Origin of the sequence: Enterobacter cloacae complex sp. 2024EL-00711, from assembly GCF_047529885.1 — a bacterium.
Taxonomy (GTDB): domain Bacteria; phylum Pseudomonadota; class Gammaproteobacteria; order Enterobacterales; family Enterobacteriaceae; genus Enterobacter; species Enterobacter ludwigii.
This window is the reverse complement of the sequence record NZ_JBLIZC010000005.1, coordinates 182,830-204,899: the sequence shown is the minus strand read 5'-3', so window position 1 is coordinate 204,899 and position 22,070 is coordinate 182,830. Positions and strand designations below refer to the sequence as shown.

18 protein-coding genes are annotated in these 22,070 nt (G+C 56.4%); 9 read left to right on the top strand and 9 right to left on the bottom strand.

Annotation, left to right across the window (positions count from 1 at the left end):
• Positions 1–58 precede the first annotated feature (58 nt).
• Genes ACMVME_RS15665 through ACMVME_RS15655 form a run of 3 tightly spaced genes read left to right on the top strand, consistent with a single transcriptional unit; the run spans position 59 to position 4,388 of the window.
• On the top strand, positions 59–1,873 hold the full coding sequence (locus tag ACMVME_RS15665; protein ID WP_251858922.1) for a DUF2264 domain-containing protein: 1,815 nt from the start codon (positions 59–61) through the stop codon (positions 1,871–1,873).
• Between the two features lie 32 nt (positions 1,874–1,905).
• Positions 1,906–3,171 (top strand): oligosaccharide MFS transporter, encoded by a 1,266-nt coding sequence (locus tag ACMVME_RS15660; protein WP_223398742.1) that lies wholly within the window; start codon positions 1,906–1,908, stop codon positions 3,169–3,171.
• 29 nt (positions 3,172–3,200) lie between these two features.
• Entirely contained in the window at positions 3,201–4,388 is a 1,188-nt protein-coding gene (locus ACMVME_RS15655) for a glycoside hydrolase family 88 protein (RefSeq protein WP_251858923.1), read from the top strand.
• A 58-nt stretch (positions 4,389–4,446) separates the two neighbouring features.
• Here ACMVME_RS15655 and ACMVME_RS15650 read toward each other — a convergent pair whose 3' ends face one another.
• The 4 genes from ACMVME_RS15650 to qseB form a co-directional block, all read right to left on the bottom strand.
• Complete coding sequence (locus tag ACMVME_RS15650; RefSeq protein WP_014171627.1) at positions 4,447–4,761, bottom strand: putative quinol monooxygenase; 315 nt, start codon at positions 4,759–4,761, stop codon at positions 4,447–4,449.
• 30 nt (positions 4,762–4,791) lie between these two features.
• Positions 4,792–5,373 carry an NAD(P)H-dependent oxidoreductase gene (locus tag ACMVME_RS15645; RefSeq protein WP_014171626.1) on the bottom strand — a complete coding sequence of 194 codons (582 nt, stop codon included), beginning with the start codon at positions 5,371–5,373 and terminating at the stop codon, positions 4,792–4,794.
• 105 nt (positions 5,374–5,478) lie between these two features.
• Complete coding sequence (qseC, locus tag ACMVME_RS15640) at positions 5,479–6,828, bottom strand: quorum sensing histidine kinase QseC (RefSeq protein WP_014171625.1); 1,350 nt, start codon at positions 6,826–6,828, stop codon at positions 5,479–5,481.
• Positions 6,825–7,484, bottom strand: coding sequence for a quorum sensing response regulator transcription factor QseB (gene qseB, locus ACMVME_RS15635; RefSeq protein WP_025203157.1), 660 nt, complete (start codon positions 7,482–7,484; stop codon positions 6,825–6,827). The genes qseC and qseB overlap by 4 nt, the downstream gene beginning before the upstream one ends.
• Positions 7,485–7,622: 138 nt before the next feature.
• On the opposite strand from qseB, the gene ACMVME_RS15630 reads away from it, so the two are divergent.
• The 4 genes from ACMVME_RS15630 (at position 7,623) to ftsP (ending at position 12,775) form a co-directional block, all read left to right on the top strand.
• Complete coding sequence (locus ACMVME_RS15630) at positions 7,623–8,024, top strand: YgiW/YdeI family stress tolerance OB fold protein (protein WP_020883653.1); 402 nt, start codon at positions 7,623–7,625, stop codon at positions 8,022–8,024.
• A 118-nt stretch (positions 8,025–8,142) separates the two neighbouring features.
• Positions 8,143–10,401 carry a DNA topoisomerase IV subunit A gene (parC, locus tag ACMVME_RS15625; RefSeq protein ID WP_032678970.1) on the top strand — a complete coding sequence of 753 codons (2,259 nt, stop codon included), beginning with the start codon at positions 8,143–8,145 and terminating at the stop codon, positions 10,399–10,401.
• Positions 10,402–10,565: 164 nt separating this feature from the next.
• Positions 10,566–11,303, top strand: a complete 738-nt coding sequence (plsC, locus tag ACMVME_RS15620; RefSeq protein ID WP_020883654.1) for a 1-acylglycerol-3-phosphate O-acyltransferase — start codon at positions 10,566–10,568, stop codon at positions 11,301–11,303.
• Positions 11,304–11,362: 59 nt separating this feature from the next.
• On the top strand, positions 11,363–12,775 hold the full coding sequence (gene ftsP, locus ACMVME_RS15615) for a cell division protein FtsP (protein WP_414743456.1): 1,413 nt from the start codon (positions 11,363–11,365) through the stop codon (positions 12,773–12,775).
• A gap of 33 nt (positions 12,776–12,808) precedes the next feature.
• Here ftsP and ACMVME_RS15610 read toward each other — a convergent pair whose 3' ends face one another.
• Positions 12,809–14,284 carry a TrkH family potassium uptake protein gene (locus tag ACMVME_RS15610; RefSeq protein ID WP_251858924.1) on the bottom strand — a complete coding sequence of 492 codons (1,476 nt, stop codon included), beginning with the start codon at positions 14,282–14,284 and terminating at the stop codon, positions 12,809–12,811.
• A gap of 200 nt (positions 14,285–14,484) precedes the next feature.
• Between ACMVME_RS15610 and ACMVME_RS15605 the strand changes: the two genes are divergently transcribed.
• Positions 14,485–16,656: a YgiQ family radical SAM protein gene (locus tag ACMVME_RS15605; protein WP_414743455.1), complete on the top strand. Its 2,172-nt coding sequence runs from the start codon at positions 14,485–14,487 to the stop codon at positions 16,654–16,656.
• A gap of 35 nt (positions 16,657–16,691) precedes the next feature.
• Here the strand turns inward: ACMVME_RS15605 and dkgA are convergent, their stop codons facing one another.
• The gene (gene dkgA, locus ACMVME_RS15600; protein WP_020883657.1) at positions 16,692–17,519 is read right to left on the bottom strand and encodes a 2,5-didehydrogluconate reductase DkgA; all 828 of its coding nucleotides are present in this window, start codon (positions 17,517–17,519) and stop codon (positions 16,692–16,694) included.
• 105 nt (positions 17,520–17,624) lie between these two features.
• Positions 17,625–18,788 carry an alcohol dehydrogenase gene (yqhD, locus tag ACMVME_RS15595; RefSeq protein ID WP_044857771.1) on the bottom strand — a complete coding sequence of 388 codons (1,164 nt, stop codon included), beginning with the start codon at positions 18,786–18,788 and terminating at the stop codon, positions 17,625–17,627.
• A gap of 195 nt (positions 18,789–18,983) precedes the next feature.
• Between yqhD and ACMVME_RS15590 the strand changes: the two genes are divergently transcribed.
• Entirely contained in the window at positions 18,984–19,883 is a 900-nt protein-coding gene (locus tag ACMVME_RS15590) for an AraC family transcriptional regulator (RefSeq protein ID WP_020883659.1), read from the top strand.
• A gap of 47 nt (positions 19,884–19,930) precedes the next feature.
• On the opposite strand, the gene yghB is transcribed toward ACMVME_RS15590, so the two are convergent.
• Positions 19,931–20,590, bottom strand: a complete 660-nt coding sequence (gene yghB / locus ACMVME_RS15585) for a DedA family general envelope maintenance protein YghB (protein ID WP_014171613.1) — start codon at positions 20,588–20,590, stop codon at positions 19,931–19,933.
• 149 nt (positions 20,591–20,739) lie between these two features.
• Positions 20,740–21,927: a cystathionine beta-lyase gene (metC, locus tag ACMVME_RS15580; RefSeq protein WP_025203159.1), complete on the bottom strand. Its 1,188-nt coding sequence runs from the start codon at positions 21,925–21,927 to the stop codon at positions 20,740–20,742.
• Between the last annotated feature and the right edge of the window lie 143 nt (positions 21,928–22,070).

The window sequence follows — 22,070 nt, the reverse complement described above, 5'->3', positions numbered from 1 at the left end:
ATTTCTGCCCCGTGTGGATTCACTATGCTTTGCCGCAGTTGATTACGAGGGTGAGCGTATGTGGGCGGCAAATAAAGAAAAATCAAATCCGTTGTCTTCACGCCAGGATATCGTGGCGTCATTGAATACTCTGTTGAGTGCGCTGGATAAGGCGTTTGCGCCGGGCAGTTCACGATTTTCGCTGGGTGAAACCTGTGCGCACTACAGCACGGATATCGCGCAGATGGAGGGACTCTCACGTGCGCTATGGGGGCTGTTTCCGCTGCTGGCATCCGGCGATGCCAGCCCCTTTTGCGAAAAATACCTTACCGCGATCAAACTTGGCACCGATCCGCACAGTGACGGTTATTGGGGCGAAACCGGCCCCTACGATCAGCGTCTGGTCGAAATGGCGGCCTACGGTCTGGGGCTTGCCCTGCTGGGGGATAAACTCACCGCGCACTTTACCAGGCGCGAGGTCATGAACCTGCACGCATGGCTCAACCAGATCGCCCATGCGCAAATGCCGGACAGCAACTGGAACTACTTTGCCATTATGGTGCAGCTCGGTTTTAAGCGCGCCGGGCTGCCGTATGACCAGACGGCGATTGACCGACGGTTTGCGATGATGGAGGCCTATTACCTGGGCGATGGCTGGTATTCCGACGGGCCGGGGCGGCCGAAAGACTATTACATCTCGATGGCATTCCATTTCTACGGCCTGATTTACGCCACCCTGAGTGGTGACGAGGAGAGGGCGCAGGTGCTGCGAGCACGTTCGCGCCTGTTCGCCGAAGACTTTATCTACTGGTCAGCCGCCGACGGTGCCTCGGTACCGTTTGGTCGCAGCCTGACCTATCGCTTTGCAATGGTCGCCTTCTGGAGTGCCGTCGCCTTTTCCGGTCTGGAGGTGTTCACGCCGGGGATTGTGAAGGGCATCGTGCTGCGCCATCTGCGCTGGTGGCAGCAACAGCCCATCACCGATCGGGACGGCATTCTGACCCTCGGTTTTGCTTATCCGAACCTGGCGATGTGTGAGGACTATAACGCCCCCGGCTCGCCATACTGGGCGCTGAAAACCTACCTGATTCTGGCGATGCCGGAGGACCATCCGTTCTGGCAGGCTGAAGAGCAGCCGCTGCCCGCGCTTGCGGAAAAACGCGTCATCCCGCATGCACAGCAGATCCTGATGCATGCCGGTCAGTCGCAGCACGTCACTATGCTTACCGCCGGGCAGCTTGAGCTGAATAACTACGTGAATACGGAAGCCAAATACACCAAATTTGCCTACTCCAGCCGCTTTGGTTTCACGATTGAGCGCGGACGGTTTGGCCTGAAACATGCCGCCTGCGACTCCATGCTGCTGCTGGCAGACGGGGATAACTATTTCCGCGGTCGCCGCGAATGTGAAGCGGTGCGGGTCACTGAAGATTATCTCTACTCACGCTGGTCTCCGTGGCATGACGTCCATATCGAGACCTGGCAAGTGCCGTTTGGTGAGTGGCACCTGCGCCTGCACCGTATCAACAGCGCCCGTCGACTGAATACGGCGGAGGGCGGTTTTGCGGTGATGAACACCGAACCGCAGATCCGTGAGAACGGATGCTGGCTTGTCGCCGGTAACGGCACCAGCGTGCTGGTCGATCTCTCTCCGGTGGTTAACCGTGAACCGGACAGCATCGTCACACCGCCGAACAGCAGCATTATGTTCCCGGAATGCGCTGCCATTCCGCTGTTGAAAACCACGCTTGCGCAGGGGGAGAGCTGGCTCTGTTGTGCCGCCGTCGCCGGCGAAAGCCAGCCGGTTATGGCAGTCCCACAACTGAATATCAGCGAGAACCGGGTTGTTATCCGCGAGCCCGGCAGTGAGCGACAGCTGTCGTTCTCATTATAAAAACTCTGACCCTACACGTCGGCGAGGATGATATGAAAAAGACCGCTACAACAAACAGAACTGAATATTACAAAATCAGCAGTTTTATATTTCTCTATTTCTTTACCTGGTCTGCCAGTATTGGCCTGCTGGCTATCTGGTTAGGCCAGAAAGCGAACCTCAGTGGTTCGGTGATTGGTACCGTATTTGCGGTGAACGGGATTTTCTCCGTCATTCTGAAGCCCATCTATGGCTATATTCTCGATAAGATCGGCATGAGCAAATACCTGCTCTATTTTGTGGTGGCAATGTCTGCCCTGATGGCGCCGTTCTTTATTTATGTTTATCAGCCGCTGTTAATGTCCAACACGCTGCTGGGGATTATTATTGGCGCACTCTATTTAAGCTTTGCCTGGTATGCGGGCGTGGCGGCGTGCGAATCCTATTCTGACCGGTTTAGCCGTTTAAACGGTATGGAGTTTGGTCAGATCCGGATGTGGGGCTCCCTTGGCTGGGCAGTGGCGTCCTCCTTCTCCGGCCTGCTGTTTAATCTCTCCCCAGCGTATAACTTTATTATGGGCAGCGTGGCATCGGTGGTGATGCTGATTGTCCTGTTGAGCCTGAAAGTGAACACTAACTCCGCACATGCCGGCGAAGTGCTGACGAAAGAGAAAATTGCCCCGTCAGACGTTTACGCGCTGCTGCGTAACCGTAAATTCTGGGCCTTCTGTCTGTACGTGGCCGGTGTGGCGTGGATGATGTTTATCGCCGAGCAGCAGTTTTCGCGCTATTTCGTGACCTTCTTTGATGATATTCACCAGGGCAATGCGGTGTTTGGTTATCTGGGGACCGTGCAGTCGGGAATGGAGTTTGTCATGTATATGGTGATCCCGCTGCTGGTGAACGCTATTGGCGCCAAACGTGGGCTGTTAATTGTCGGGCTGGTGGTCGGTGCGCGTCTGATTATTTCCGGTCTGTGTGATTCACATCTGTTAATTTCCATTCTTAAGCCGCTGTACGGTCTGGAAATTTGTCTGCTGCTGGTCTCCGTCTTTAAGTATATTGCCGAACATTTCGATAAGCGCGTTAACGCCACCATGTATTTGCTGGGATATCAGGCGATGCTGTACGTCGGCAATGTCGTGGTCTCGTCGCCTGCCGGCTATATGTATGACCGCATTGGTTTCGAGAACACCTATATCATCATGGGCGCCACGGCGCTGATCTTCACGTTTATTTCTGCCTTTACGTTATCTGCCTGCCAGAGTAAATGGTGCGGCCCCCGCGCGCTGAACGTAGCAGAACCCTCATCACGATAATTAAGCCGTCAAAGAAGGAACCGAAAAATATGTTAAGTCGTATCGCAGAGGAACGCCTGCCCGCTATCCCCGTGCCCGTTGATTCGCGCGTATTCCGCGATGAACTGAGTTCAGCACGCGACCATATCCTTGCGCTGATTAGCCGCCATTTAACGGCGTTTGGTGAGCAGTTCCCGGCGGAAACCTGCCAGCAGGGTTTTTATCCGCTGACCGACAACGTGGAGTGGACCACCAGCTTCTGGACCGGGCAGCTGTGGCTGGCGTGGGAGATGAGCGGCGAAGCGAAATTCCGCGCGATGGCGGAAAAACATGTGCGCTCGTTTGGCCTGCGTATCGCCGGGCGCCACGACACTAACACCCACGATCTGGGCTTTTTGTATACGCTCTCCTGCGTGGCGGCCTGGCGACTGACCGGTAACCGTGAGGCGCGTGGCTTCTCGCTGCTGGCGGCGGAGGCGCTGCTGGAGCGCTTCCACGAGAAGGCAAAGATTATTCAGGCGTGGGGCGATCTGGCTGACCCGGAACAGGCCGGGCGGATGATTATCGACTGCAATATGAACCTGCCACTGCTCTACTGGGCGAGCGAACAGACGGGCGATCCGCGCTTTGCCGATGCCGCCAAAGCGCACGTGATGCAGGCAGCGAGGTACCTTATCCGTGAAGATGCCTCAACGTTCCACACCTACTATATGGATGTGCACACCGGCGCGCCGCGCTACGGCAATACTCAGCAAGGCTATGCCGATGACTCCTGCTGGTCGCGCGGGCAGGCGTGGGGAATTTACGGCTTCTTGTTGAGCTACATCTATACCGGTGATGCGACGATGATTGCCCTGTCGAAACGGCTGGCGAACTACTTCCTCAACCGTCTGCCGGAAGATTACGTCTGCCACTGGGATCTGGCGCTGGTCGGCACGGATGCGCTACGCGACGCGTCCTCGGCGGCGATTGCGGTATGTGGCCTGCTGGAGCTGGTGAAGCACCTGCCGGTGACCGATCCGGATCGCGAGCGGTATTCTGAATGGGCAAAAGGAATGATGTCGTCACTGACGAAACACTACCTGATGGGCAAAGACGAGAAGGGCACTGGGCTGCTGAAGCACTCCGTTTATCATCTGGCAAGCAATAAAGGCGTGGACGAGTGCGCGAGCTGGGGAGACTACTTCTACGTGGAGGCGTTAGTCAGGTTTACCCAAAGCTGGAAGTTGTACTGGTAATATGCCTCCCTGACCCTCTCCCGGAAGGGGGAGGGCAGGAATCAGGAACAGGGTAAACTTACACCCCTTGCTCCAGAATGCGGATATGCGTTTCCAGCACATCGCCCTTCACCGCGTCGCTCCACGCTTTCATGTGCGCGGTCTGCAGGTGGGCTTCAAGATGGGCCACGGTTTCCCACTGCTCAATCATAATGATCGAGTCTGGGGCAGTAGCCTGGAAGCTGGCGGTGGTGGTGGCGTCGACCATCGGCGCGTAGCCGTGGCAGCCTTCTTCCTTCAGTACGGTGGGGATAATTTTCACGAACTCATCCAGCACCGCCTGGCGGTGATGTTGGCCTGGACGAGTACGGATTTCAGCAATAACAGTAAGCATGGTTAACTCCTTCTAATTCCAGGTTACCAGTTAAGCAAAAATTTCCGCGAGATGCTTGCGATATTCTGCGATATAGCGCGGGACGTCAGGCATTTTGATGACGTCGTTAACGATAAAGGTTGGCAGCGGCGTCATTCCGAGGAACTGGTTAGCTTTGTGGAACGGCAGATATGCGCCGTCAACGCCCACCCCTTCGAAGAACTGATCTTTCTCGGTGAACGCTTCCAGCGGTGCGTTCCAGGTCAGGGACAGCATATATTTTTTGCCCTGAATCAGGCCGCCAGAACCGTATTTTTTGGATGCGTCGGAGCGGGTGCGACCGTCGCTGGCGTACAGTGCGCCATGGCCTTCGGTGAAGACATCATCCATGTATTTTTTCACGGTCCAGGGGGCACCCATCCACCAGCCAGGCATCTGCCAGATAATCACGTCAGCCCACAGGAAGTTCTGCACTTCCGCGTTGACATCGTAATCGCTGTCCGCGCGCACGACCTTAACATCATGCCCGGCGTCGCGCAGAAAACCGTCCGCGACCTCAGTCAGGGTGTCATTCAGCTGGCCTTTAGAGTGCGCAAATTCTTTTGCACCGTTGATAATCAGAATGTTGCTCATGAGGTGTCCTCGAAGATGAAAGTATGGCGAGGATTTTACGCGCGCGAGCGATGCGGTTAAATGAGCAAAATGTGCAAAGTCTTTTGCATTAAACGCAATAATCCCTTACCAGCTGACCTTCACTTCGAAGCCGCCTTCTGCCGCATTGCCCAGCGCGACGCGCATACCATGCAGGGCGGCAATGCGCCTGACGATAGATAACCCCAGGCCGCTACCCGTTGCATCCTGTCCCGGTGGGCGATAAAAACGCTCACCAATACGCGCCAGCGCATCGGTGGAAACGCCGGGGCCGGTGTCACGCACGGTAAAACGCCGGGTGTCCAGCGTGACGTCCACCACGCTGCCATGCGGGCTATAACGCACGGCGTTGTCCAGCAGGTTACGCACCAGCAGGCTCAGCAGCAGCGGCTGGCCCTGACGTGTGACCTGCGGGGCATGAATGTTCAGGCGAATATCAATCCCGGCCTGCTGTGCCGGATGCCAGATATCCAGCACCGCCGACTGCAGGAGATCGGCCATCACGATCGGTTCGATATCGTCGAGGTTATCCAGCGAGTCCAGACGCGACAGCGTAAGGAGCTGATCCACCAGCCGGGATGCGCGATCGATACCCGCATGCAGCTGCGCCAGCGCTTTTTGCTGCGCCTGCGGATCGTCCTGATACAGTTGCGCCACGTCGGTTTGCACCTTCAGGGCCGCGAGAGGGCTGCGTAGCTCGTGCGCGGCATCTGAGGTAAAACGACGCTCGCGAGTCATCATCTCCTGGGTTCGCGTGAACAGATGGTTCAGCGAGTCGAGCAGCGGGCGCACCTCAGTGGGAACCCCCTGAGTCGGGAGCGCGTCGGTGGCATCCGGTGAGCGGGAGCGCAGGGTCTGCGCCAGTTTTTTTAACGGTTTCAGTTCACGGCTCAGCAGAACGATCAGCAACAACAGCATCAGGGGCAGCGCCACCAGCCACGGGGTCAACTGGGAGCTGACCACATCTACCGCCATCTCCTGGCGATACTCCCACTCCTGGCCGACCACCACGCGGTACTTCCCGTCGGGTGAGGTGAGCCATAAAAAACGCCACTCGTCGTTGTCGCCCTGTAGCCGTCCATTATCAAACCCGTCACGGCGATAGTGGTACGGAATGTCCCGCCCGTTTTCGCCGTCATTTAACATCATCTTGCCGTCGGTGGCGTAGATGGCGAAGGCCAGCGCGTCGTCATCCAGACGACCGTGCTTCGCTTTTTTGGGGATCTCACGCATCCGTTCGGGGGCCCGGATCTCATCCAGATCCATGGTCAACAGCCGTTTGGCAAACAGCATCTGCTGCGTATCGAACAGCTTATCCAGCGTGTGGGTGGTCTGCTGCCAGGCGACCAGGCTTGCGGCAAACCACGCCGTCAGCGACAGCACTAAAAAGAGGAGCGTCAGGCGCAGCTTCAGGCTCAGGCGTTGGGTCAGTTTCATGCGTCACCCAGGGTATAGCCGATACCGTGCACGGTGCGGATAAATTCGCTGCCCAGTTTACGACGAAGATGGTGGACGTGGACTTCAACGGCGTTGCTGGAGACGTCGTCGTCCCAGGTGTAGAGCTTTTCCTCGATCAGCTTGCGCGGCAGCACGCGGCCCGCGTTACGCATCAGCAGCTCCAGCAGGGCGAACTCTTTCGGCTTGAGCGTCAGCGTTTCGCCGTCCAGCGTGGCCACGAGACTGGTGGGATCGAGCGTGACCTTTCCATGGTGCAACTCGCTGCGGGTCTGGCCGTGGCTTCGGCGCACCAGCGCCTCAAGGCGGGCAGCCACTTCGATCAGTGCAAAGGGCTTGCACAGGTAATCATCCGCCCCCAGACGCAGCCCTTCGACACGCTGGTTCAACGCATCCCGCGCCGTCAGAATCAATACCGGCTCGCGGCGTCCGCTTTCGCGCCAGGCGCGCAGAATATCCAGTCCGTCGATTTCCGGCAGCGTCAGATCCAGCACTACGGCATCATACGGTGCAGAATGAAGCGCGGTCTGGCCGGTTTTTCCGTCGGTGAACCAGTCCACGCTAAAGCCCATTTTGCTTAACCCCGCTTTGATGCCATCGCCGATCAGCTTGTCGTCTTCAACCAGTAAAATGCGCATGTTCCCTCCTTGATAACGTCAGTAAACCCTCTGCATCAGCCTGCTGTACAGTAATAATAAATAAATTTTTCCCTTAAGAAGTTGTTAAGGTTTACCCTGTTAAATGGACTGCGAAACCACATTAAAGGGAGAGTTAATATGAAAAAATTCGCTGCGATTGCCGCCATCATGATGATGACCACTGCCCCTGTTTTTGCTGCACAGGGCGGATTTAACGGCCCCTCTGCCGCACAAACCCAGGCCCAGACGCAGGCGGGCGGTTTTGTCGATAATGACGCGAACCTCACCACCGCGGTGAAAGTGAAGGACATGAAGGACGACAGCTGGGTGAAGCTGCGCGGGAACATCACTCAGCGCCTGTCTGATGACCGCTACACCTTCCGCGATGAGACCGGTACGGTTAACGTGGAGATTGACCACAAGCGCTGGAACGGCGTGACCGTAACCCCGCAGGATAAGGTGGAAATTCAGGGTAAAGTCGATAAAGAGTGGAACGATTTTGAAATCGACGTGAAGCAGGTTATCAAACTGAACAAATAACCCCGAAAGGGCCGCGGATGCGGCCCTTTTTCTTTGTGACTCAACACGCCAGATAAGGTAGTATCTGCGGCAATATTGCCTGAAACCTTTCGGTTTCTGAGTTGAGGAATCACACATAATGAGCGATATGGCAGAGCGCCTCGCGCTACATGAATTCACGGAAAACGCCTACCTGAACTACTCCATGTACGTCATCATGGACAGGGCGTTGCCGTTTATCGGGGATGGCCTGAAGCCCGTTCAGCGCCGCATCGTCTATGCGATGTCCGAGCTGGGGCTGAATGCGACCGCCAAGTTCAAAAAATCCGCCCGTACCGTCGGTGACGTACTGGGTAAATACCATCCGCACGGCGACAGCGCCTGTTATGAAGCGATGGTGCTGATGGCACAGCCGTTCTCTTACCGTTATCCGCTGGTGGATGGTCAGGGGAACTGGGGCGCGCCGGACGATCCGAAATCCTTCGCAGCGATGCGTTATACCGAATCCCGTCTCTCCCGCTACGCTGAAGTGCTGCTGGGCGAGTTGGGTCAGGGAACCGTGGACTGGGTGCCAAACTTCGACGGTACGATGCAGGAGCCGAAAATGCTGCCTGCGCGTCTGCCGAACATCCTGCTGAACGGCACTACCGGTATCGCGGTGGGTATGGCGACGGACATTCCGCCGCACAACCTGCGTGAAGTGGCGAAAGCCGCCATCACCCTGATTGAACAGCCGAAAACCACGCTGGACGATCTGCTGGATATCGTGCAGGGGCCGGACTACCCGACCGAGGCCGAAATCATCACCTCGCGCGCGGAAATCCGCAAAATCTACCAGAACGGCCGCGGCTCCGTGCGCATGCGTGCGGTGTGGACCAAAGAGGACGGCGCAGTGGTCATCACCGCGCTGCCGCACCAGGTCTCCGGCGCGAAAGTGCTGGAACAGATTGCCTCCCAGATGCGCAATAAAAAGCTGCCGATGGTGGATGACCTGCGCGACGAATCCGACCACGAAAACCCGACGCGTCTGGTGATCGTGCCGCGTTCCAACCGCGTGGACATGGAGCAGGTGATGAACCACCTGTTTGCCACCACCGATCTGGAAAAAAGCTACCGCATCAACCTGAACATGATCGGCCTCGACGGTCGTCCGGCAGTGAAAAATCTGCTGGAGATCCTGAGCGAATGGCTGACGTTCCGCCGCGATACCGTTCGCCGCCGTCTGAACTATCGACTGGAAAAAGTGCTTAAACGCCTGCACATCCTTGAAGGTTTGCTGGTGGCGTTCCTCAATATCGACGAAGTTATTGAGATTATCCGTACCGAGGACGAGCCGAAGCCGGCGCTGATGTCGCGCTTTGGCATCAGTGAAACCCAGGCCGAAGCAATCCTTGAGCTGAAACTGCGTCATCTCGCCAAACTCGAAGAGATGAAGATCCGCGGTGAGCAGAACGAACTGGAAAAAGAGCGCGATCAGCTGCAGGCGATCCTCGCGTCCGAACGCAAGATGAACAACCTGCTCAAGAAAGAGCTGCAGGCTGACGCCGATGCATTCGGTGACGACCGTCGTTCTCCGCTGCATGAGCGCGAAGAAGCGAAGGCGATGAATGAGCACGACATGCAGCCATCAGAGCCGGTCACCATTGTGCTGTCTCAGAGCGGCTGGGTGCGCAGTGCTAAAGGTCACGATATCGACGCGCCAGGGTTGAGCTACAAGGCGGGCGATAGCTTTAAAGCGGCCGTGAAAGGTAAGAGCAACCAGCCGGTCGCCTTTATCGACTCGACGGGGCGCAGCTACGCCATCGACCCGATCACGCTGCCTTCTGCCCGCGGACAGGGCGAACCGCTTACCGGTAAGCTGACGCTGCCGCCGGGTGCGACGGTTGACCATATGCTGATGGAAGCCGATGACCAGAAATTGCTGCTGGCGTCTGACGCGGGGTACGGCTTTATCTGTACCTTTAACGATCTTGTTTCCCGCAACCGTGCCGGTAAGGCGCTGATCAGCCTGCCTGACAACGCGCATGTGATGCCGCCGCTGGTGGTGGAAAACGACAGCGATATGCTGCTGGCGATCACTGCCGCCGGACGTATGCTGATGTTCCCGGTCAGCGACCTGCCGGAATTGTCAAAAGGCAAGGGCAACAAGATCATCAGCATCCCGTCAGCGGAAGCGGCGAAAGGGGTAGATGGTCTGGCGCACCTCTTTATTCTGCCGCCGCAGAGCACGCTGACCATTCATGTCGGCAAACGTAAAATCAAGCTTCGTCCGGAAGAGTTGCAGAAAGTGGTGGGCGAGCGCGGTCGACGCGGCTCGCTGATGCGCGGCCTGCAGCGTATTGACCGCGTGGAGATTGACTCTCCTGCGCGCAGTACCGCGGGCGACAGCGAAGAGTAACGCCGTTATCTCCCCCTCTGTTCCGGAGGGGGAATTTCAATAAAATTTCCCGTAAAATCGTTGTTAATTCGTGCGTTGCGATTAACAATACGCGCTCGTAATAAAGTCCTTACCTGGCCACAGGTGAAGTATAATTGTCAGCTGTCAGGGCTTCAGAGGTCGCTATGCTATTCATTGTTCGTTTAATTCTTACCATTATTTACTGCATTCTGGTCTGTATTTTCGGCTCTATTTATTGCCTGTTCAGTCCGCGTAATCCGAAACATGTCGCCACCTTCGGCCATATGTTCGGCCGCCTTGCGCCGCTGTTTGGCCTGAAGGTTGAAAAACGCCTGCCGGAAGGGGCTGAGAACTTCGGTAACGCCATCTTTATCGCTAACCATCAGAACAACTACGATATGGTGACGGCCTCCAACATTGTTCTGCCACCGACCGTGACCGTGGGCAAAAAGAGCCTGCTGTGGATCCCTTTTTTCGGCCAGCTGTACTGGCTGACCGGTAACCTGCTGATTGACCGTAACAACCGCGCGAAAGCGCACAGCACTATTGCTGAAGTGGTTAATCACTTCAAAAAGCGCAGGATCTCAATCTGGATGTTCCCGGAAGGGACGCGCAGCCGTGGCCGTGGCCTGCTGCCGTTCAAAACCGGTGCGTTTCATGCTGCAATTGCGGCAGGTGTTCCAATTATTCCTGTGTGTGTTTCCAATACTTCTAATAAGATTAATCTTAACCGCCTGAATAACGGGCTGGTGATTGTCGAAATGCTGCCGCCGGTGGATACCAGCAAATACGGTAAAGATCAGGTTCGCGAGCTGGCAGCACACTGCCGTGAACTGATGGCTCAGCATATTGCGCTGCTCGACAAAGAAGTCGCAGAGAGAGAAGCCGCCGGTAAGAAGTAAGCCGGCGTTAAAAGGGAAAACGAATTCCCGCGTTGTTAGTCGTTTCAGATGGAGCTTATATGTCATTCAGTCGGCGTCAGTTTATTCAGGCTTCCGGGATCGCCCTTTGTGCGGGTGCGCTGCCGCTGACAGCCAACGCCGCCGGGCAGCAACAGCCGCTGCCCATTCCGCCGTTAATAGAATCCCGTCGTGGGCAGCCGCTTTTCCTGACGCTACAGCGCAGCCACTGGTCCTTTACCCAGGGCACGCGTGCGCCGGTGTGGGGCATTAACGGGCGTTACCTTGGGCCGACCATACGCGTGTGGAATGGCGATGACGTTAAGCTGATCTACAGTAACCGTACGACAGAAAATGTCGCCATGACCATCAGTGGCTTACAGGTGCCTGGCCCGCTGCTTGGCGGCGCGGCACGCATGATGTCGCCTAACGCTGACTGGGCGCCCGTTCTGCCGATTCGTCAGAGCGCGGCGACGCTCTGGTATCATGCCAATACCCCTAACCGCACGGCCCAGCAGGTGTATAACGGCCTGGCCGGTATGTGGCTGGTGGAAGATGAAATCAGTAAATCCCTGCCAATCCCGAACCACTATGGCGTGGATGATTTTCCGGTCATTATTCAGGACAAACGGCTGGATAATTTCGGCACGCCGGAATACAGCGAGCCGGGCAGCGGTGGCTTCGTTGGCGATACGCTGCTGGTTAACGGCGCGCAAAGTCCGTATGTCGAAGTGTCGCGCGGATGGGTACGTCTGCGTCTGCTGAATGCCTCTAACTCGCGCCGCTACCAGCTGCAAATGAGCGATGGTCGCGCGCTACACGTCATCTCCGGCGACCAGGGCTTTTTACCGGCCCCGGTTTCCGTGAAGCAGCTGGCGCTGTCGCCAGGCGAACGCCGCGAAATCCTTATTGATATGACCAACGGTGATGAGGTGTCGATCACCTGTGGCGAAGCGGCCAGCATTGTGGACCGCATTCGCGGTTTCTTTGAGCCGTCGAGTATCCTGGTCTCCACCCTGGTGCTGACCCTGCGTCCTACCGGCCTGCTGCCGTTGGTGACCGACAGCCTGCCGATGCGCCTGCTACCGCAGGAGATCATGAGCGGTTCGCCGGTGCACAGCCGCGATATCAGCCTGGGCGACGATCCGGGGATCAACGGCACGCTGTGGGACGTTAACCGTATCGATATTACCGCGCAGCAGGGTACCTGGGAGCGCTGGACGGTTCGCTCGGACATGCCGCAGTCGTTCCATATCGAAGGGGTGAGTTTCCTGATCCGCAACGTCAATGGCGCGATGCCGTTCCCTGAAGACAGGGGCTGGAAGGATACCGTCTGGGTGGATGGGCAGGTTGAACTGCTGGTCTACTACGGACAGCCTTCGTGGCCGCACTTCCCGTTCCTGTTCCACAGCCAGACGCTGGAGATGATGGACAGGGGATCCGTCGGCCAGATGCTGGTCAACCCGGCACCCTAAACCACGATACGATTCCCGGTTCGCCGGGAATTTTTATGCCCGCCAGAAAAAGCGTGAGCACAGGATCAGTACCGGATAAATTTCCAGACGCCCCATAATCATCGCCGCACACATCAACAGCTTGGCCTCGTCTTTTAACGTCCCGAAGGTTGATGCCGTTTCGCCGAACCCCAGCCCCATATTGTTAATGCAGGCCGCAACGGTGGCAAATGACGTGAACAGATCGTATCCCAGCAGATTCAGCGCCCAGACGAAAAAGCCCGTTATCATCACGTAGAGAAAAAAGAAGCTCCAGACCGAGCGCAGAACGCGTTCATTCACGACGCTTTTGCCGACCTTAATACTCAGCAGCGCGCGCGGATGCGCGAGTTGATTCATCTCCTGAATACACTGCTTAAACATGATGAGAAAACGCAGCGCTTTGATCCCGCCGCAGGTAGAGCCGACGCAGCCGCCAAAAAAGCTGGCGCTCAGCAGCAGGAAAATGGTGTGGGGAGGCCAGTGAGCGTAATCGGCCGTCGAAAGACCGTTGTCGGTCATCATGGAGCTGGCCAGAAAGAAGGCATGTACCAGGCTGTCGGTACTGTTGTACATCCCCGCGTGCCACACCTGCCAGGCGGTGATGGCGATAATGACGGTGGCGGCACCGAGAAAGAATTTCACCTCCGGGCTGCGCCGAATCGGTTTCAGCGTGCGGCGCGCGATGACGACATACCAGAGGGTAAAGTTAAACGCGGAAAGCAGTGAAAAAGCCCCGGCGACAAGCTCAATCGCGTGGCTGTCGTAAAACCCGATGCTCTCACTTCGGGTTGAAAACCCACCCAATGAGACGGTGGAAAGCCCGTGACAGACGGCGTCAAAAAAGGGCATGCCCGCCAGCCAGTACGCCAGCGTGCAGACCAGTCCCAGCGCCAGATAGGTTACCCACAGCGTACGCGCGGTATCGGCGAGTCGGGGCGTCAGGCGCTCCTCCTTAAACGGCCCAGGCATTTCCGACTGATATAGCTTCATGCCACCGATACCGAGCAGCGGCAGGACCGCGACGGCCAGTACGATGACCCCTAATCCGCCAATGAAATTGAGCTGAGCGCGGTAATAAAGGTACGACTTCGGCAGGGCACTGACGTCCCCAATCACCGTCGCCCCGGTGGTGGTGATCCCTGAGACCCCTTCAAAGAGCGCATCGGAAAAGGAGAGTTGCAGACCGTCATCCATCCATAACGGCATGGCGCTAATCAATGAAAACAGCAGCCAGAACAGAACGATAATCACGAAACCGTCACGGGTGCGCAGCTGTATACCGGAATGACGTGTTGCCCGCCAGGTGAGTCCGCCAAGGGTGAAAAAGGTCAAAAAGGTGGTTAAAAAAGCAAAGTAGGTTCGCTCTTTATTCAGCAGGGCGATAACCATCGGCGGCAGCATGGACAGGCTGTACAGAAGAACCAGAAAACCGCAGAGGTGAAGCACAACCCGCAGCTGGGACACATGTAACGAATCGTTGAACTTCACAAAGAAACTCCGTGCCAGAATGCATCCCGGTAACTGATTACCGCAAGATATAGTGGATATTATGATCCAAAATTAACAGTGCGCTGTATTTTAACGGCTTCCAGGATTTTCTGTTTACTTCTTGCATCCTTTTCTTCAAATCCGGCGGACTAACAGCGTATAATCCCGCTCCTTTTGTCTATTTTTTCTTCGGAAGCACTATGAGCGCAATTTCCCTGATCCAGCCGGATCGTGACCTCTTCTCCTGGCCCCAGTACTGGGCGGCCTGCTTTGGACCGGCGCCGTTCCTGCCGATGTCCCGGGAAGAGATGGACCAACTGGGCTGGGACAGCTGCGATATCATTCTGGTGACGGGCGATGCCTATGTCGACCACCCGAGCTTTGGCATGGCTATCTGTGGCCGTATGCTTGAGGCGCAGGGCTTCCGTGTGGGGATCATCGCCCAGCCTGACTGGAACAGCAAAGACGACTTTATGCGTCTGGGGAAACCCAACCTGTTCTTCGGCGTGACCGCAGGCAACATGGACTCGATGATCAACCGCTATACCGCCGACCGTAAGCTGCGTCATGACGATGCCTACACGCCGGATAACGTCGCGGGTAAACGTCCTGACCGCGCGACGCTGGTCTACACCCAACGCTGCAAAGAAGCCTGGAAAGACGTGCCGGTTATCCTGGGCGGCATCGAGGCGAGTCTGCGCCGTACCGCGCACTACGACTACTGGTCAGACACCGTGCGCCGTTCGGTGCTGGTGGATTCCAAAGCCGATATGCTGATTTACGGTAACGGTGAACGTCCGCTGGTGGAAGTGGCGCACCGTCTCTCACAGGGTGAGCCGGTGAGCAGCATCCGCGACGTGCGCAACACCGCGATCATGGTGAAAGAGGCGCTGCCGGGCTGGAGCGGGGTGGATTCCCGTATCATTGATATGCCGGGTAAAATCGACCCGATCCCGCACCCGTACGGCGACGATCTGCCGTGTGCGGATAACAAACCGGTAGAGCCAAAGAAAGCTGAAACGAAAGCTATTGTTGTTCAGCCGCCGCGCCCGAAACCGTGGGAAAAAACCTACGTGCTGCTGCCTTCCTTTGAGAAGGTCAAAGCCGATAAAGTGCTCTACGCGCATGCGTCCCGTATTTTGCACCACGAAACCAACCCGGGCTGCGCGCGTGCGCTGATGCAAAAGCACGGCGAGCGCTTTATCTGGATCAACCCGCCGGCCATCCCGCTTTCCACCGAAGAGATGGACAGCGTCTTCGCGCTGCCGTACAAACGCGTGCCGCATCCGGCATACGGCGAGAGCCGAATCCCGGCGTATGAGATGATCCGTTTCTCAATAAACATCATGCGCGGCTGCTTCGGCGGCTGCTCCTTCTGTTCCATTACCGAGCATGAAGGGCGCATTATTCAGAGTCGCTCCGAAGATTCGATCATCAATGAGATCGAAGCCATTCGCGATACCGTGCCTGGCTTCACCGGGGTGATCTCCGATCTGGGCGGCCCGACTGCGAACATGTACATGCTGCGCTGTAAGTCACCGCGCGCGGAACAGACCTGCCGTCGTCTGTCGTGCGTGTACCCGGATATCTGTCAGCACATGGATACCAACCATGAACCGACGATCAACCTTTATCGTCGTGCGCGTGACCTGAAAGGGATCAAGAAGATCCTGATCGCCTCCGGGGTGCGTTACGATATCGCCGTGGAAGATCCGCGCTACATCAAAGAGCTGGCGACGCATCACGTGGGTGGCTACCTGAAGATTGCCCCTGAGCATACCGAAGAAGGCCCGCTGTCCAAGATGATGAAGCCGGGTATGGGCAGCTACGATCGCTTTAAAGAGCTGTTTGACACCTACTCGAAGCAGGCGGGTAAAGAGCAGTATCTGATCCCATACTTCATCTCCGCGCATCCTGGCACGCGCGATGAGGACATGGTGAACCTGGCGCTGTGGCTGAAACAGCGTCGCTTCCGTCTGGATCAGGTGCAGAACTTCTATCCGTCACCGCTGGCGAACTCAACAACCATGTATTACACCGGCAAGAACCCGCTGGGTAAAATTGGCTATAAGAGTGAAGATGTGGTGGTGCCGAAAGGGGACAAACAGCGCCGTCTGCATAAAGCACTGCTGCGCTACCACGATCCGGCTAACTGGCCGCTGATCCGTCAGGCGCTGGAAGATATGGGTAAAAAGCATCTGATCGGCTCGCGCCGCGACTGCCTGGTGCCTGCGCCTACGCTTGACGAGATGCGTGAAGCGCGCCGCCAGAACCGCTATACGCGCCCGGCATTGACCAAGCACACGCCGATTGTGCATCAGCGTTCAAACGGTAACGCCAGTGCGAAGAAACCCGTGAAACGTAAAGCGTAAAAAATAAAAACCCCGGCGAGCCGGGGTTTTTTTATTCACCCGCCAAACTGATCGGGATCCGGGCCTAAACGCTTGCCCTTGTCCAGCTTCGCAATTTCACTCAGTTCATCTTTATCCAGGCGGAAATCCCAGACGTCGAAGTTCTCAGCGATACGCGATGGCGTGACCGATTTCGGGATCACCACCAGGCCGTTGTCCAGATGCCAGCGAATAACGATTTGCGCCGGCGTCTTGCCGTATTTATCCGCGAGATCGCGAATAATTTTCTGGTCGAACACCCCTTCACCGCCCTGTGCCAGCGGGCTCCAGGACTCGGTCTGGATCTTGTGCGTGGCGTTCCAGGCGTGAAGCTGACGCTGCTGCATCAGCGGGTGCAGCTCAATCTGGTTGATAACCGGCGCGACACCCGTCTCGTCAATCAGGCGCTGCAGGTGGTGAACCTGGAAATTACACACGCCGATGCTTTTCACCAGCCCTGCCTGCTGCAGCTCAATCATCCCTTTCCAGGCGTCAACATAGTGATCGATAGCCGGGACTGGCCAGTGCATCAGATAGAGATCGACGAAATCGAGCTGGAGTTTGTCCAGACTCTCCTGCAAGGCTTCGCGGGGGCGTTTTTGATCGTCGTTCCACAGTTTGGTGGTAATGAAAAGGTCGTCGCGGGGCATGCCAGCGCTGGCCAGTGCCTTACCCACGCCGTCCTCATTTTTGTACGCGGCGGCGGTATCAATCGACCGATAGCCGACTTCCAGTGCTTTATGAATGGCGGAGACGACCTCGTCGTTACCGGCTTTCCATACACCTAGCCCCAGTTGGGGCATCACGTTGCCATCCTGCAGCTTGATTACGGTTTGGTTTGCCATTTTTCCTCCTTCAGGTGCTCATCGTCGGAGGGAACCCCCGACGATGTGATGTGCATTAAGTCTGGACGAAATGTCAAAAAACGAAAGGCGGGATGTCAAAAACGCTTAGCGTGCCGCTTCGTAGATACGACGGCTCACTTCCAGCGTAATGTCGCCGTGCTCGCCCAACTGGGTCATACCGTGTTCTTCAAGTTTCGCCAGCAGGGCAGGGATGGAGCTGCCATCCAGACCATAGCCGGACAGACGCGTTGGCACGCCCAGACCTTCAAAGAAGCTGCGGGTTGCTTCGATAGCCGCGTCGATACGCGCATCGTCAGAACCTTCGGTGATGTTCCACACGCGCTCAGCGTACTGCAGCAGTTTGGCGCGTTTGGTATCACGTTTTTCGTTCCACAGTGCAGGCAGGACGACGGCCAGCGTTTGCGCGTGATCCAGACCGTGCATGGCCGTCAGTTCGTGGCCCAGCATATGGGTTGCCCAGTCCTGCGGCACACCGGCACCGATCAGACCGTTCAGCGCCTGGGTTGCCGCCCACATCACGTTGGCGCGCACATCGTAGTTTTCCGGCTCTTTCAGCGCTTTCGGGCCGTCTTCAATCAGCGTCAGCAGAATGCCTTCCGCGAAGCGATCCTGAATTTTGGCATCCACCGGGTAGGTAACGTACTGCTCAACGGTGTGCACAAACGCATCGACCACACCGTTCGCGACCTGACGTGCAGGCAGGGTGTAGGTGTAAACCGGATCGAGGATGGCGAATACAGGTTGAACGTGATCGTTCATAAAGGCCTGCTTATCACCCGTGGTTTTACGGGAGATAACGGCACCTTTGTTGGATTCAGAACCGGTCGCAGGCAGGGTCAGCACGGAACCCATTGGGATCGCGCTTTTGATATCGCTGCCGCGGGTTTCCAGAATGTGCCACGGGTCAATACCGTCCGCGTAGTGCGCCGCAGCGGCGATGAATTTGGTGCCGTCCAGAACGGAGCCGCCGCCGACTGCCAGCAGGAAGGTGACTTTTTCATCACGGGCGATCTTGACCGCGTTCATCAGTGTTTCATAAGACGGATTAGGCTCGATACCGCCGAACTCACGCACGTCCAGACCTTCCAGCGCGCTGTAAACCTGATCCAGTACGCCGGTTTTTTTCACGCTGCCGCCACCGTAGGTGATCAGTACGCGGGCGTCAGCGGGGATCTGTGCGCGCAGGTCGGCGATAGCGCCTTTACCAAACAGAATGCGGGTTGGGGTGTGGAGATTAAAATTATTCATTGCTCGTTCCCTTATGTGGGTGAAAAACCGTGGTGGCGCTGAAGGCTACCTGATGCTGCACATTGTGGCCGTCCGGGGCTATCCTCTCAATGCACATTCCTGCCGATGTCTTGCCCATTTCTACAGAGCGCTGGAGAAAACACGGTAAACTGCGCACACTGTTAACGTCGGAAACCGTAGCCGGAGTAACGTAAAATGAACCGTGAAGCGATCTGCCTCCAGCTTACTGCGCAGATTAAAAGACTGATTGATAAAGAAAATGGCGTCGGTGACATGTTGCCTGACATTCGTCTTCTGTATGGGACGCAGCCAGGGACACGCACACCGGTCATGTACCAGCCGGGCATCGTTTTTCTCTTTTCAGGCCATAAAATTGGCTATATCAATGAGCGCGTGTTCCGGTATGACACCAATGAATATCTGCTGCTCACAGTACCTTTACCCTTCGAATGTGAAACTTTCGCGACAGAAGCGGTACCGCTGGCGGGCATTCGTTTAAATGTCGATATCCTTCAGCTGCAGGAGCTGCTGATGGAGATTGGCGAGGACGCATTGTTCCGGCCGTCGATGCCCGCGAGCGGGATTAACTCCGCGACGTTATCCGAGGAGATCCTTTGCGCCATTGAGCGTCTGCTCGACGTTATGGAACGGCCACTGGATGCACGCATCCTGGGCAAACAGATTATCCGCGAAATTCTTTACCATGTGCTGCTGGGGCCGGGCGGTGGGGCATTACTCGCGCTGGTCAGCCGCCAGACGCACTTCAGCCTGATTAGCCGCGTGCTCAAGCGTATCGAAAGCCAGTACACGGAAAACCTGAGCGTTGACCAGCTGGCGGCGGAAGCAAACATGAGCGTCTCGGCGTTTCATCATAATTTTAAGTCGGTGACCAGCACCTCGCCGCTGCAGTATCTCAAAACCTATCGGCTGCATAAGGCTCGTATGCTGATGATCCACGATGGCATGAAGGCCAGCGCGGCGGCGATGCGGGTGGGCTATGAAAGTGCGTCGCAGTTTAGTCGGGAGTTTAAGCGTTACTTCGGCGTCACGCCGGGGGAAGATGCGTCGCGCATCAGAATGATGCAGGGGACCTGAGGGGAGAGTCCAGCCGGGTAAGCGTAACGTCACCCGGCTTTTTTATATCACGCGCTGCAGTATTTCTTCTTAATCACGACCGCAATCGTCCCGAGCAGTCCCGCGACCAGCAGGAAAAGCGGGAGAATCATCAGGAAGGTCATTACCTGGTCTTCGTGGTGTTTCACAAAGGGGATCATATTCAGCGCGTAGCCAAGCGTGGTCACCACGCCTACCCACAGCAGGGCGCTCAACCAGTTGAAGAACTGGAAGCGGCGGTTTGACAGCCCGGAAATGCCTGCCATGGTCGGCAGCAGCGTGCGAACAAACGCCAGAAAACGCCCGGCCAGCAGCGCCAGCAGACCGTGGCGGTCAAACATGCAGGTCGCACGTTGATGATATTTATGCGGTAACTGCGCCAGCCAGCCTTTCACGACGCGCGTATTGCCGAGCCAGCGGCCCTGCAGATAGCTCAGCCAGCAACCGAGGCTGGCAGCGGAGGTAAGTATGACCATCGTCGGCGTGAAGTCCATGACGCCTTTACCGATTAACGCCCCGGCCAGTAAAAGCAGGCTGTCACCGGGTAAAAATGAGGCTGGCAGTAATCCATTTTCCAGAAACAGGGTTGCGAACATCACGAAATAGACGATACCTACAACGTGAGGGTCCGCCAGCGCGGCAAAATCGTGTTGCCAGAGCGCCGCAATAATATCTTGAATAACAGCCATGGACTTTCCTGTGGAACAGCAGATGCAGATATAGCGCTATTGTACTCCCTAATTCGCCCGTGGGGTTTGATCGCGGGCGCAACTAATGCAGACTTTTCTGGTGGCAGTGTTCACAAAAGCGTCCAGGGAGTACATTTTCAGCATGCACTCTACACGATACGTTCAAACCCTGCCGCTAAATCCGCAATTAAATCGTCAACATCTTCTAAACCAATATGCAGTCGGATCAGCGTGCCGCTGAAATCCACTTCTCCACCGGGGCGCAGGGCCGCAATTTGCTCCGGCTGGTTAGGCAGGATCAGGGATTCAAACCCGCCCCAGGAGTAAGCCATGCTGAAAAGGGTAAAATGATCCAGGTAGTTCGCCAGTTCGTCGTTACTGAGCCGTTTTTTAAGAACAAATGAGAACAACCCGCTACTGCCCGTAAAGTCACGTTGCCAGAATTCATGGCCTTTGCTGCCCGGAAGCGCCGGATGGTTAACGCGTTCGACCTGCGGGTGCCGGGCCAGCCATTCGGCCACCTTCAGGCTGCTTTCATGGTGCTGACGCAGGCGCACTCCCAGCGTACGGATACCGCGGCTGGTCATGTAGGCCGTATCCGCATCCACCATCTGGCCCATCAGGTAGGCATTCTCCCGAAGTTGATCCCAGCAGCGCGCGTTGGATACCGCAGTACCGATCATGCCATCAGAGTGGCCAATCAGATATTTGGTCGCTGCCTGAATAGAGATATCAATGTCGAATTCCAGCGCCCTGAACAGCACGCCCGCCGCCCAGGTGTTGTCGATCATGATGATTGCCTCGGGGGCTTTGCTGCGCACTGCTTTCACAATAGCCGGGACGTCGTGCACTTCCATGGTGATAGAGCCTGGGGATTCCAGAAACACAATGCGCGTGTTCGGCTGGATAAGTTCAGCGATACCTTCGCCAATTAGCGGATCGAACCAGCCGGTGGTCACGCCGAGCTTGCTGAGGATTTTGGTGCAAAAATCCTGGCTTGGTTCATAAGCGGTATTGGTCATCAGGATATGGTCGCCCTGTTCCACAAACGCCAGAATGGTATTGGCGACTGCCGCCGCACCACAGGGGAACAGGGCGCAGCCCACGCCGCCTTCCAGTTCGCACATGGCTTCCTGAAGTGAAAAATGGGTTAGCGTGCCACGACGGCCATAGAACAGCCCGCCTTTGGCGCGGTTGCGCGTGGCGATTTTTTTATCCTCGACGGTATCAAATACCAGTGAGGAGGCGCGTTGAATCACGCTGTTGACCGATCCCTGAGTGTATTTTTTGCTGCGTCCTGCCTGTACCAGCGTGGTATCAAGATGCTTCTTTGTCATGTTCGCTAACCCTGTTTTTATACGTCTGGACGTCCAGACTACCACGATTGTAAAAATCTGCACCCGGGGGCTTATCGAATAAGCAGAAAATATTAGCAATAATACGCATAAGAAATTTTTACTGCGTAAGCGCAAGGAAAGTG